A 12723-nucleotide genomic window follows, 5' to 3' on the forward strand; every position below is an offset into this window, starting at 1 on the left:
TCCATTGTGTATCGAGGTGCGCCGCCCCGAGGAGCGGCGCAGGGGAATTAACTGAACAGAGAGTAGAAAATAGCGGAGATAGCGATCAGGCCCATAATCACAACGAAGACGTTGCTGATATGGCCGCTGTATTTACGCATTGCCGGTACTTTCTGAATTGCATACATCGGCATCAGGAACAGAATCATCGCGATGATTGGGCCACCCAGAGTTTCAATCATACCGAGGATACTTGGGTTCAGCGTCGCCACAATCCAGGTGGTTACCAGCATGAACAGCGCAGTGATTTTGTTCAGTTTGTTGATTTCGATGGTTTTGCCTTTGCCGCGCAGAGACTTAATCACCATACCGTTGAAACCTTCACGTGCGCCCAGGTAGTGGCCGAGGAAGGATTTGGTGATAGCGATAATCGCGATAATCGGTGCCATCCAGGCAATGATCGGCGCGTTAAAGTGGTTTGCCAGGTAAGACAGGATAGAGATGTTCTGCTCTTTCGCTGCAGCCAGATCCGCTGGGGTCAGGCTAAATACGCAGCTGAAGACGAAGAACATAACGGTCAGCACCATCATGATGTGAGCGAATGCCAGAATCTTAGAGCATTTCTTCTCAGCTTCATCACCGTATTCTTCACGCTTCGCCACGGCGAAGGAGGAGATGATTGGTGAGTGGTTGAAGGAGAACACCATTACCGGAATTGCCAGCCACAGGGTCAACAGCAGTCCGTTGCCGGTGGTTGCTGCAGAGTCAAAGGACAGGGTTTCCAGAACGGCACCGCTCCACTGAGGGATCAGGTACAGCGCCAGCAGCATCAGGGCGGCAACAAACGGGAATACCAGGATGCTCATCGCCTTCACGATCATCTGCTCACCGAAACGCACGATGGTCATCATGCCGACAATCAGGATCAGAGACAGGATTGCGCGCGGCGGCGGCGTAATTGCCAGCTGGTGGGTCAGGAAGCTTTCGACGGTGTTGGTGATTGCTACGCTGTAGACCAACAGAATTGGGTAGATAGCGAAGAAGTAGAGCAGGGTAATCAGTTTACCTGCGCCTACACCAAAGTGTTCTTCTACAACTTCAGTAATGTCTTCACCCGGATTTTTACCGGACAGCACGAAGCGAGTCAGGCCGCGGTGTGCAAAGAAGGTCATTGGGAAAGCGAGGATCGCCATGATGATCAGCGGAATCATACCGCCTACGCCTGCGTTAATCGGCAGGAACAATACACCCGCGCCAATCGCCGTGCCGTAAAGGCCCAGCATCCACATGGTGTCTGTCTTGCGCCATGCGCTGCGGGTCTGGCCCGTAACGATAGTGCTGGTTTGAGTGTTTTCCATCTATTTCTCCTGGAGGAAGCTTAAAAAGTCGGGTTTGGGGTCAATCCAATGAGAAAATACCCGACTGTAAATCGAAATTCGTTGAGCGATTTTTTATATAATTTTTCGCCGTAATAATTTGCGGGCGGAAAGATACATTTTAGTAATGAATGTATCAGTGATCGCGATCCCAAATGCAATAATCCACCTTTTATGTGGATAAATTTGGACCATTAATCTGTTAAAAAATAGTCAAAGCGAATTTACGGGCGCGAAGGCTAACATTAACGACATATATCATGAAAGCGAAGGCGCGAAGATACGAGCGTTACGCTGTAAAAACTGTTGTTTTTAGAGGATTTTGGCGACTAATAATAATTTCCTAAGATAAATCACGGTTGGGTTTTAAAGGTAATCGTTTGCGTAGCGCGCTATTTTTAATGAAACATCATCGGTATTTATATGATTGTCTGAGCTATGTGACTGGTATCACTAAAAAAAGCCGGGAGGCTGATGCGCCAAACCCGGCTTTGATATGGACAAAACTGTCACCGCGATAGCGTCTGCTGGCGGCTGTTGGAGGTTAGGCGCAAATCTCGTAGCAAGGGATATACGCGGAGCCAGGTAACTTCATACGATGCTGTGCAACAAAGCCCTGCAGGAGATCGTCCATGCGGCGCATCATTTCGCGGTCACCGTGGATTTTGTACGGGCCAAACTCTTCGATGGCGCGGATCCCGACTTCCTTCACGTTACCGGCTACAATCCCCGAGAACGCACGGCGCAGGTCTGCCGCCAGTACTTCCACGGGTTGATCCGGGTACAGCTTCAGGTTAGCCATGTTTTCATGGGACGGCTCGAACGGCATCTGCAAATCAGGCGCGATACGAATAGACCAGTTAAAGCTGTAGGCATCACCGGTGTCACGGCGGTTCTCTTTCACCAGCGGCATCGCTTTTTTCATCAGACGAGCCACTTCTGCTGCATCGTCTATGATAATGCGATAGTGGCGACGCGCATCTTCCCCCAGCGTGTGCACGATAAATTCGTCCAGCACGCGGAAGTAATCGGCGCTCTCTTTTGGTCCAGTCAGGATCAGCGGTAAAACCTGATCTTTGTTGGCCGGGTTCATCAGGATCCCCAGCAGATACAGCAGCTCTTCTGCTGTCCCTACGCCGCCTGGGAAGATGATTATACCGTGGGCAATACGCACGAACGCTTCCAGACGTTTTTCAATGTCTGGCATGATGATCAGTTCGTTAACCAGCGGGTTAGGCGGCTCAGCGGCAATGATTGACGGTTCGGTCATACCGATAAAGCGGCTGTCTTTGTATCGTTGCTGGGCGTGACCGACCGCAGCGCCTTTCATTGGCGCTTCCATCGCCCCCGGACCACAGCCGGTACAGATGTTCAGTTCGCGCAGGCCCAATTGGGTACCAACGCGACGGGCGTACAGGTACTCATTTTCGTTGATTGAGTGACCCCCCCAGCAGACGACCATGTTCGGCGCTTCACCCACGTGTAGCGCCCGGGCATTGCGCAGGATCGAGAATACCAGGTTGGTAATATGCACCGAGCTTTCAAGATCCAGATGCTGAAAGCGACCGGCGTTATGGATCTGGCCATTGACGAACAGAATGTCGCGCAGCACGGCAAACAGGTTGGCCTGCAGTGCGCGAATAATGCGTCCATCAACAAACGCATCTTCAGGCGGGTTGATCAGTTCCAGCTTTACGCCCCGTTCGCGGCGCAGCACGTTAATGTCGAAACTTTCAAAGCGTGACAGCAGCTCTTTGCTGTTGTCGGTCAAACTGCCGGAGTTCAGAACGGCAAGCGAACAGTTACGAAACAGTTGATACAGGTCGCTGCTGGCCGTGCGTTTAAGCATATCGACTTCCAGCTGCGACAACATGTCCATTGAGCCAAGCGGGCTAATATGTGTAATCAAGTAAACTCCTTATGGGACGCAACACGTCATTCCCTGTTGATTACAATAGCCCTGGCTTATGACCTTTCACAACCTTGCGCGCGGAATCCGGCACGCAAAATTGAGAAAAAAGATTACTGACGTACCAGACGCCCCGTTGCTGGGGTGAAATCGGTGTTGGTGCGCCATGGGTTAATGTCCAGGCCGCCACGTCGCGTGTAGCGCGCGTAAACGCTCAGTTTCTCCGGTTGGCAGAAGCGCAGAATGTCATTGAAAATGCGTTCCACGCACTGCTCGTGAAACTCATTATGGTGACGGAAGGAGACCAAATAACGCAGCAGCTTCTCGCGATCGATTTTTCGTCCGCGATACTGAATCTGTATGGAGCCCCAGTCCGGCTGGTGGGTGATCAAGCAGTTAGACTTCAGCAGATGGCTGACCAGCGTCTCTTCCACCGCTTTTTCACCGCCAACGGCATTTTCCAGATACTCTGTGCTGAACTGGTAGTTATCGATGACGATATCCTGATTGTCGATACAGGTGCCGTTAAAGTGGGCTATCGGTTGTCCTTCCAGTTCGTCAAGACGGTACAGCGCTACGCTGACATCACCCTGAGCACAAGCGCGCAGATCGTTTTCCAGCGTCTGGCGTACCGCATCCCAGGAATCAAAACGCGTCTGGTTAAAACTGTTCAGGTAAAGCTTAAAGCTTTTCGATTCGATCAGATTTACGCTGGTATAATCCAGTTCTACATGACCGACCGCTACCTGCGGTAAACCGTTGGCATTCAGCCATGACAGTTCATATAGCGTCCAGATATCGGCACCGTGAAAAGGCAGATTATCGGCCTGTAAATCCAGCTGGTCGCGGTTCAGGCTGCGTGGAACGCCCTGCAGCAGGCTGGCATCGTAATTGTCACGGTAATCTGTTGATTTACCGAGAGTCAGGCCGTCAAGCGCCTGATGATTTTCATAAGAGGACATGTTTCACCGTCATAAACCAGATACACTATGCGACAAGTGTATCCTGGCTTTTGTGAAGAGAGAAATCAGTGGACGAATTGACAGCGCAGGCGTTGACAGCCTTTACGACACGTTATTGCGACGCATGGTACGAAAAAAACAACAGCTGGCCCCTCAGCGAAGAGCTGTATGGCGTACCTTCTCCGTGCATCATTTCTTCCACAGACGATGCGGTATTCTGGCAACCTCAGCCTTTTGTCGGCGAAAAAAATCTCAATGCGGTTGAACGCGCCTTTGATATCGTGATACAACCAGCCGTTCACGCTTTTTACACCACCCAGTTTGCCGGGGACATGCACGTGCAGTTTGCGGATGAAAAGCTAACGCTGCTGCAAACCTGGAGCGAAGACGACTTTAGGCGCGTTCAGGAAAACCTGATTGGTCACCTGGTTACGCAAAAGCGCCTCAAGCTGTCGCCTACGCTTTTTATTGCCACCCAGGACAATGAGCTTGACGTCATTTCGGTGTGCAATCTCTCCGGTGAAGTGTGCAAGGAAACGCTGGGAACCCGTAAACGAACGGTGCTGGCGGACTCACTTGCGGAATTTCTCACTCAGCTTAAGCCAGTTCTGTAATCCAGATTGCCCTGAACCTTGTGAGAGATCTCTTACAAACCCTGTAGGACATTGCCAGGTGATAAGTAAAGACTTAATGAACGGATAAAATAATTATTCCTTATTATTCATAAAGTTAATGTTTTATTGTCAACTTTCATACGAAAATAATCTTAAGGGAGTGTCTGTAAGCATCTTGTAAGACAAGGCGAAACAGGCGATTCTATATCTGTCGACAAGGAGTCGCACAACGAAGAGAACATCAGGATGATGGCTCTTCGGCAGGACACACCAGGACGGTGTTACAAGGACAGGCTTCAGGATGAAGCGAAGCGGAAAGCGCTGGATGCGTTAAGGGACACCTCCAGGATGGAGAATGAGAGCCGGTCAGGATGTTCGGCGGGTCAGGATGGCCAGGACACTTCAGGATGAAGTTTTCACATCGGGGTGATGTGAGCAGGATGCACGAGTTCAGGATGAACAAGGTCGCAAGACCACAGGAAAAGTTGTCACGGATGAGCAGGGAGCACTAAAAGTAGCTGGAACGCTGCGAAACGAACCGGGAGCACTGTTTTTACAGTGCTCCCTTTTTTTATTTCCCTTCACTAGTGCTATTCTTCGCGCCAGATTTTTCATCATTGAGGTTAATTTCATGACGACTCATGACCGTGTGCGCCAGCAGTTACACGCGCTTGAAGCGCTACTGCGTGAACATAATCACTGGCGGTTGGATGAGCCTGCAGAGCATCTGTTTACCAGCACGCAGCCTTTTTGTATGGATACCATGGAGCCGGTTGAGTGGCTGCAATGGGTATTGATTCCCCGCATGCATACGCTGATTGATAACGCTCAGCCGCTTCCGCAGGCTTTTGCCGTCGCACCGTATTACGAAATGGCGTTGGCAGCCGATCACCCGCAACGCGAAATTCTCCTGACGGCATTGCAGGAGTTGGATGCACTGTTTACAAGTGATAACGCCTGATGCTGGAGATTCTGTATCAGGACGAATGGCTAGTCGCAGTTAACAAACCTTCGGGCTGGTTGGTTCACCGCAGTTGGCTCGACCGGGATGAGAAAGTGGTGGTGATGCAAACGGTACGCGACCAGATTGGTCAGCACGTTTTTACCGCCCACCGACTCGACAGACCGACTTCCGGGGTACTGCTGATGGGGCTGTCCAGCGAAGCCGGGCGGCTGCTGTCACAGCAATTTGAACATCATCAAATTCAGAAACGCTATCATGCGATTGTGCGTGGCTGGCTGATGGATGATGCCGTGCTGGATTACCCGCTGGTCGAAGAACTGGATAAGATCGCCGATAAATTTGCCCGTGATGATAAAGGCCCGCAGCCTGCCGTCACCCATTATCGCGGTTTGGCGACGGTTGAGATGCCGGTAGCGACCGGACGTTATCCGACGACCCGTTACGGATTGGTGGAACTGGATCCTAAAACCGGTCGAAAACACCAGCTCAGACGCCATCTGGCGCACTTACGCCATCCGATTATCGGTGACAGTAAGCACGGTGATTTGCGGCAAAACCGCAGCGCCGCTGAGCACTTTGGCTGTCAGCGTTTGATGCTTCATGCCAGCCAGCTTGCGCTGACTCATCCTTTTACCGGCGAACCGCTGGTTATTCGCGCCGGGCTGGATGATGTCTGGATGCAGGCGCTATCACAGTTTGGCTGGCGTGGACTTCTCCCTGAGAATGAAAGGGTTGAGTTCAGCGGGCTGTCAGGTCAGGATGAGCAGATAGATTCTTAAGTCCCAGGAGATTACGGTTATGGCGGAAATTGGAATTTTTGTCGGCACGATGTACGGAAACGCGTTGCTGGTTGCCGAAGAGGCCGAAGCTATTTTGACGGCGCAGGGTCATAAAGCCACGGTGTTCGAAGATCCCGAGCTCAGCGACTGGCAGGAATATCAGGAAAAATATGTGCTGGTGGTGACCTCAACGACCGGGCAGGGCGATCTGCCGGATAGCATCGTGCCGCTGTTTCAGGGGATCAAAGATAATCTCGGTTTCCAGCCAAATCTGCATTACGGGGTAATTGCGCTGGGTGACAGTAGCTATGTTAATTTCTGCAATGGCGGCAAGCAGTTCGATGCACTGTTGCAGGAACAAAGCGCCCACCGTGTTGGGGAAATGCTGCTGATTGACGCCAGCGAGCATCCTGAACCGGAAAGCGAATCCAATCCCTGGGTAGAAAACTGGGGAACCTTGCTTAAATAACCTTGCGCCCGGCAGCGCTTTGCTTGCACAGGCCTGTTACTCTCTTTTGGATTGTAGGCCGGGTAAGGCGTTGCTACCCGGCAACAAAACGCCCACCAAACGCCAATTTCGTGAAGCATCTTCCATTCCCTTAGGCTTATGCCATAAACAACCTCATTCACCTCCCGCAATGTTGTGTTTTTGCACGGTGAGGGTAAGAGGCACTCCTTCATATACTTTTCCCGTCAGTTCCCGAAAAGGCAGCGAGTCAGAATAAAACGGCCCTGAGCTGTACCAAAACTGCCACACACTAACCTCTCATTCTGATCACCCTACAGGTGCTGTACAGAATGAACTGGCGAAAGCCAAGATTCAGGAGTGCAACAATGAGTTCATTAAGTCAGGCGGCGAGCAGCGCGGAAAAACGCACTAACGCTCGCTACTGGATAGTGGTGATGCTGTTTATCGTCACATCCTTCAACTACGGCGATCGCGCCACCTTATCCATCGCCGGCTCGGAGATGGCCAAAGATATTGGTCTGGATGCGGTAGGGATGGGGTATGTATTCTCCGCTTTTTCATGGGCCTATGTTATCGGTCAGATCCCCGGCGGCTGGCTGCTCGACCGCTTCGGTTCAAAACGTGTTTACTTCTGGTCCATTTTTATCTGGTCCATGTTTACCCTGCTGCAGGGCTTCGTCGATATCTTCAGCGGCTTCGGCATTATCGTTGCGCTGTTTACCCTGCGCTTCCTCGTGGGGTTAGCCGAAGCGCCATCCTTCCCTGGCAACAGTCGTATTGTGGCGGCGTGGTTCCCGGCGCAGGAAAGGGGCACGGCGGTCGCTATTTTTAACTCGGCGCAGTACTTTGCCACCGTAATCTTCGCGCCAATCATGGGCTGGTTGACCCACGAAGTGGGTTGGTCGCATGTGTTCTTCTTTATGGGCGGTCTCGGGATTGTTATCAGTTTTATCTGGCTGAAGGTGATTCATGAACCGAACCAGCATCCGGGCGTAAACCAAAAAGAGCTGGACTACATTGCCGAAGGCGGAGCGCTGATCAATATGGATCAGGCGGCAGCCAAAGCCAAAGTGCCGTTCAGCGTGAAGTGGGGGCAGATCAAGCAACTGCTGGGCTCACGAATGATGATCGGTATTTATATCGGCCAATACTGCATAAATGCACTGACCTACTTCTTTATCACCTGGTTCCCGGTTTATCTGGTACAGGCACGCGGTATGTCGATTTTGAAAGCCGGTTTTGTTGCCTCGGTCCCGGCCATTTGCGGATTCGCAGGCGGCGTGCTCGGCGGCATTATTTCCGACTGGCTGATGCGCCGTACCGGTTCGCTGAATATCGCCCGTAAAACGCCAATCGTACTGGGTATGCTGTTGTCGATGGTGATGGTGTTCTGTAACTACGTCAACGTGGAGTGGATGATCATCGGCTTTATGGCGCTGGCCTTCTTCGGCAAAGGTATCGGTGCGTTGGGATGGGCGGTGATGGCCGATACTGCGCCAAAAGAGATCAGCGGTTTGAGCGGCGGTCTGTTCAATATGTTTGGCAACATCTCCGGTATCGTTACGCCAATTGCTATCGGCTACATCGTAGGTACCACTGGCTCGTTTAACGGTGCGTTGATTTACGTCGGGGTGCATGCGCTGATTGCTGTAGTGAGCTATCTGGTGCTGGTGGGTGATATTAAACGTATCGAACTGAAACCTGTCGCAGGGCAATGATGATGACAACACAATCGAGTCCCATTATTACCGATATGAAGGTCATCCCGGTGGCCGGTCATGACAGCATGCTGCTCAATATTGGCGGGGCGCATAACGCATACTTTACCCGCAATATCGTCGTGCTCACCGATAACGCCGGAAATACCGGCGTCGGTGAAGCACCGGGCGGCGAAGTGATTTATCAGACGCTGGTGGACGCGATTCCACAAGTGTTGGGCCAGGAAGTCGCGCGCCTGAATAAAGTGGTTCAGCAGGTGCATAAAGGCAACCAGGCCGCTGATTTTGACACCTTTGGTAAAGGTGCCTGGACCTTTGAACTGCGGGTTAATGCGGTGGCCGCGCTGGAAGCCGCACTGCTCGACCTGCTGGGCAAGGCGCTGAACGTGCCGGTCTGCGAACTGTTAGGGCCAGGCAAGCAGCGCGATGCGGTCACCGTGCTCGGCTATCTGTTCTACGTGGGAGATCGCAGCAAAACCGATCTGCCGTATCTGGACAGCACGCCGGGCAACCATGAGTGGTATCACCTGCGTCACCAGCAGGCGATGAACAGTGAGGCGGTGGTACGTCTGGCTCAGGCTTCGCAGGATCGCTACGGCTTTAAAGATTTCAAACTCAAAGGCGGTGTGCTGCCTGGCGAGCAGGAAATCGACACCGCTCGCGCGTTGAAACAATGCTTCCCGGATGCGCGTATTACGGTCGACCCTAACGGTGCCTGGCTGCTGGATGAAGCTATCTCCTTGTGTAAAGGGCTGAACGATGTTCTGACTTACGCCGAAGATCCGTGCGGCGCAGAACAGGGTTTTTCTGGCCGCGAAGTGATGGCCGAGTTCCGCCGTGCAACCGGTCTGCCGGTAGCAACGAATATGATAGCCACCAACTGGCGTGAGATGGGCCATGCGGTGATGCTCAACTCGGTAGATATTCCACTGGCCGATCCGCATTTCTGGACCCTTTCCGGCGCGGTACGCGTGGCACAGCTATGCGATGACTGGGGACTGACCTGGGGCTGCCACTCTAACAATCATTTTGATATTTCCCTGGCGATGTTCACCCACGTCGGTGCCGCTGCGCCGGGCAACCCAACGGCGATCGACACCCACTGGATCTGGCAGGAGGGCGATTGCCGCCTGACCAAAAATCCGCTGGAGATTAAACACGGAAAAATTGCGGTACCCGACGCGCCCGGCCTGGGCGTGGAACTGGACTGGGATCAGGTACAGAAAGCGCATGAAGCCTATAAGGCGCTGCCTGGCGGCGCGCGTAATGACGCAGGCCCGATGCAGTATCTGATCCCTGGATGGGCTTTTGACCGTAAACGTCCCGTTTTCGGCCGCCACTAATTTTGAATAAGGACTTAATTATGAGCGCACAATTTACTACCCCAGTCGTAACCGCGATGCAGGTGATCCCGGTTGCGGGCCATGACAGCATGCTGATGAATCTGAGCGGCGCACATGCTCCGTTCTTCACGCGTAATATTGTGATTATCAAAGATAACTCCGGTCATACCGGCGTGGGTGAGATTCCCGGCGGCGAAAAAATTCGTCAGACCCTGGAAGATGCCATTCCGCTGGTGGTGGGCAAAACGTTAGGTGAATACAAAAACGTACTGAATGCGGTCCGCAATACCTTTGCCGATCGTGATGCCGGTGGACGCGGTTTGCAGACCTTCGATTTACGTACCACTATTCATGTGGTTACCGGGATCGAAGCGGCCATGTTGGATCTGCTGGGTCAGCATCTGGGCGTTAACGTCGCATCTCTGCTGGGCGACGGTCAGCAGCGTAGCGAAGTTGAAATGCTGGGTTATCTGTTCTTCGTCGGTAACCGTAACGCGACGCCGCTGCCGTATCAGAGCCAGCCGGATGAGAAATGCGACTGGTATCGCCTGCGTCATGAAGAGGCGATGACCCCGGATGCAGTGGTGCGCCTGGCGGAAGCCGCATATGAGAAATATGGTTTTAACGATTTCAAACTGAAAGGCGGGGTGTTGGCCGGGGAAGAAGAAGCGGAATCTATTGTGGCGCTGGCGAAACGCTTTCCACAGGCACGTGTCACGCTCGATCCCAATGGCGCGTGGTCGCTGAATGAAGCGATTAAAATTGGTAAATACCTGAAAGGATCGCTGGCTTATGCGGAAGATCCGTGCGGCGCCGAGCAGGGGTTCTCAGGCCGTGAAGTCATGGCGGAATTCCGTCGTGCTACCGGTCTGCCGACCGCCACCAACATGATCGCCACCGACTGGCGTCAGATGGGACATACGCTGTCGTTGCAGTCCGTGGATATCCCGCTGGCGGATCCGCACTTCTGGACTATGCAGGGTTCTGTCCGCGTTGCGCAGATGTGTCATGAGTTTGGGCTGACCTGGGGCTCGCACTCTAACAACCACTTTGATATTTCGCTGGCGATGTTTACTCATGTTGCGGCGGCGGCGCCGGGCAAAATTACCGCTATCGATACCCACTGGATCTGGCAGGAAGGCAATCAACGCCTGACCAAAGAGCCGTTTGAAATCAAAGGCGGCATGGTGCAGGTACCGGCGAAGCCGGGTCTGGGCGTGGAGCTGGATATGGATCAGGTTATGAAAGCTCATGAGCTGTATCAGCAACATGGACTGGGAGCGCGCGATGATGCCATGGGAATGCAGTATCTGATCCCGAACTGGACGTTTGATAATAAGCGTCCGTGCATGGTACGCTAAGCGAACTGGGACCGCTCCCACAAAGGGGCGGTTTTTCTCCTGGTGTATGCTTAACACAGTCAACATGCGTAAGGATGCTTTATGAAAATAGTAATCGCACCGGATTCCTATAAGGAAAGTTTGAGTGCGCTTGAAGTGGCAACGGCTATTGAGCTGGGATTTCGTGAGATCTGGCCTGAGGCGAATTACGTGAAGATCCCGGTCGCGGATGGCGGTGAGGGAACGGTCGAAGCGATGGTTGCCGCAACGCAAGGCCACCTTGTGCATGTTGATGTTACCGGCCCTCTGGGTAAAACGATTCAGGCATTTTATGGTTTATCTGGGGATGAGCGTTCGGCGTTTATCGAAATGGCGGCCGCCAGCGGACTGGAGCAGGTTCCCGCAGGTTTACGCGATCCGCTGAAAACGACCTCCTGGGGAACCGGGGAGCTAATCCGTCATGCGCTGGACGCGGGCGTTGAACATATCATTATCGGGATTGGCGGCAGCGCCACCAATGATGGCGGTGCCGGGATGGTGCAAGCGCTGGGAGCAAAATTACTGGATGCGCAAAATAACGATATTGCTCATGGCGGGACTGGTCTTGAATCACTCGCCCGGATTGATATTTCTCAGCTAGACCCGCGTCTTGCCGCGTGCCGTATTGAAGTGGCCTGCGATGTGACTAATCCGTTGACCGGTGAAGAGGGGGCCTCTGCGGTCTTCGGTCCGCAAAAGGGGGCGACGCCGGAGATGATTCCTCGTCTTGATCGGGCGCTCACGCATTATGCGCAACTCATTGCCCGCGATCTGGACGTCAACGTGCTGGAACTGGCGGGTGGTGGCGCGGCTGGTGGTATGGGGGCGGCACTGTATGCGTTTTGCGGTGCGCAGTTACGCTGCGGTATTGAGGTCGTGACGGATGCGTTACACCTCGACGACTGCGTTGCGGATGCGGATTTAGTGGTCACGGGCGAAGGACGTATCGACAGCCAGACCATTCACGGTAAGGTTCCGGTTGGCGTGGCGAAGGTGGCAAAGCGTTACAACAAACCGGTTATCGGCATTGCTGGCAGCCTGACGGCTGATGTCGGTGTTGTACATGAACATGGGCTGGATGCGGTTTTTAGCGTTATCTATACCGTTTGCACACTGGATGAGGCGCTGAAGAACGCAAGTGAGAACGTGCGAATGACGGCGCGAAACGTGGCCGCGACCCTGAAAGCGGGTCAGCAATTACGTTGAATGATGTGGCATGAAGGCCGGATAA

General features: G+C 53.1%; 11 protein-coding genes. 8 read left to right on the top strand and 3 right to left on the bottom strand.

The genetic code is table 11. The features are described from left to right. Positions 1–47 precede the first annotated feature (47 nt). The 3 genes from HV237_RS05230 to queF all read right to left on the bottom strand — a co-directional run bounded on the left by HV237_RS05230 (position 48) and on the right by queF (position 4226). Entirely contained in the window at positions 48–1337 is a 1290-nt protein-coding gene (locus HV237_RS05230; RefSeq protein ID WP_016154247.1) for an HAAAP family serine/threonine permease, read from the bottom strand. 562 nt (positions 1338–1899) lie between these two features. Further along, entirely contained in the window at positions 1900–3264 is a 1365-nt protein-coding gene (gene ppnN, locus HV237_RS05235; protein WP_003840366.1) for a nucleotide 5'-monophosphate nucleosidase PpnN, read from the bottom strand. Between the two features lie 113 nt (positions 3265–3377). Beyond that, positions 3378–4226: an NADPH-dependent 7-cyano-7-deazaguanine reductase QueF gene (gene queF, locus HV237_RS05240; protein ID WP_047357905.1), complete on the bottom strand. Its 849-nt coding sequence runs from the start codon at positions 4224–4226 to the stop codon at positions 3378–3380. Positions 4227–4294: 68 nt separating this feature from the next. Between queF and syd the strand changes: the two genes are divergently transcribed. From syd to HV237_RS05280, 8 genes are all read left to right on the top strand, one after another. Next, a complete protein-coding gene (gene syd / locus HV237_RS05245; RefSeq protein ID WP_047357904.1) occupies positions 4295–4840 on the top strand; it encodes a SecY-interacting protein in 546 nt (181 codons plus the stop codon). A 631-nt stretch (positions 4841–5471) separates the two neighbouring features. Then, the gene (locus tag HV237_RS05250) at positions 5472–5801 is read left to right on the top strand and encodes a YqcC family protein (protein ID WP_016154244.1); all 330 of its coding nucleotides are present in this window, start codon (positions 5472–5474) and stop codon (positions 5799–5801) included. Further along, on the top strand, positions 5801–6583 hold the full coding sequence (truC, locus tag HV237_RS05255; RefSeq protein WP_003825671.1) for a tRNA pseudouridine(65) synthase TruC: 783 nt from the start codon (positions 5801–5803) through the stop codon (positions 6581–6583). Before HV237_RS05250 ends, truC begins: the two co-directional genes overlap by 1 nt. 19 nt (positions 6584–6602) lie before the next feature. Further along, positions 6603–7052: a flavodoxin gene (locus HV237_RS05260; protein WP_047357903.1), complete on the top strand. Its 450-nt coding sequence runs from the start codon at positions 6603–6605 to the stop codon at positions 7050–7052. Between the two features lie 365 nt (positions 7053–7417). Next, positions 7418–8770, top strand: a complete 1353-nt coding sequence (gudP, locus tag HV237_RS05265) for a galactarate/glucarate/glycerate transporter GudP (protein WP_016154241.1) — start codon at positions 7418–7420, stop codon at positions 8768–8770. Positions 8771–8772: 2 nt separating this feature from the next. After that, a complete protein-coding gene (locus HV237_RS05270) occupies positions 8773–10113 on the top strand; it encodes an enolase C-terminal domain-like protein (RefSeq protein ID WP_047357902.1) in 1341 nt (446 codons plus the stop codon). 20 nt (positions 10114–10133) lie between these two features. After that, a complete protein-coding gene (gene gudD, locus HV237_RS05275; RefSeq protein ID WP_016154239.1) occupies positions 10134–11474 on the top strand; it encodes a glucarate dehydratase in 1341 nt (446 codons plus the stop codon). Between the two features lie 81 nt (positions 11475–11555). Beyond that, positions 11556–12698, top strand: a complete 1143-nt coding sequence (locus HV237_RS05280) for a glycerate kinase (protein ID WP_047357901.1) — start codon at positions 11556–11558, stop codon at positions 12696–12698. The last annotated feature ends 25 nt before the right edge of the window (positions 12699–12723 follow it).

The sequence above is a fragment of the Citrobacter sp. RHBSTW-00570 genome (genome assembly GCF_013739755.1).
Classification (GTDB): Bacteria; Pseudomonadota; Gammaproteobacteria; order Enterobacterales; family Enterobacteriaceae; genus Citrobacter; species Citrobacter braakii.

Excerpts from the sequence above, each read along its gene's own strand:
- HV237_RS05230 (WP_016154247.1), bottom strand. The coding sequence starts at position 1,337 with ATGGAAAACACTCAAACCAGCACTATCGTTACGGGCCAGACCCGCAGC.
- queF (WP_047357905.1), bottom strand. The coding sequence starts at position 4,226 with ATGTCCTCTTATGAAAATCATCAGGCGCTTGACGGCCTGACTCTCGGT.
- HV237_RS05250 (WP_016154244.1), top strand. The coding sequence starts at position 5,472 with ATGACGACTCATGACCGTGTGCGCCAGCAGTTACACGCGCTTGAAGCG.
- truC (WP_003825671.1), top strand. The coding sequence starts at position 5,801 with ATGCTGGAGATTCTGTATCAGGACGAATGGCTAGTCGCAGTTAACAAA.
- HV237_RS05260 (WP_047357903.1), top strand. The coding sequence starts at position 6,603 with ATGGCGGAAATTGGAATTTTTGTCGGCACGATGTACGGAAACGCGTTG.
- gudP (WP_016154241.1), top strand. The coding sequence starts at position 7,418 with ATGAGTTCATTAAGTCAGGCGGCGAGCAGCGCGGAAAAACGCACTAAC.
- HV237_RS05270 (WP_047357902.1), top strand. The coding sequence starts at position 8,773 with ATGACAACACAATCGAGTCCCATTATTACCGATATGAAGGTCATCCCG.
- gudD (WP_016154239.1), top strand. The coding sequence starts at position 10,134 with ATGAGCGCACAATTTACTACCCCAGTCGTAACCGCGATGCAGGTGATC.
- HV237_RS05280 (WP_047357901.1), top strand. The coding sequence starts at position 11,556 with ATGAAAATAGTAATCGCACCGGATTCCTATAAGGAAAGTTTGAGTGCG.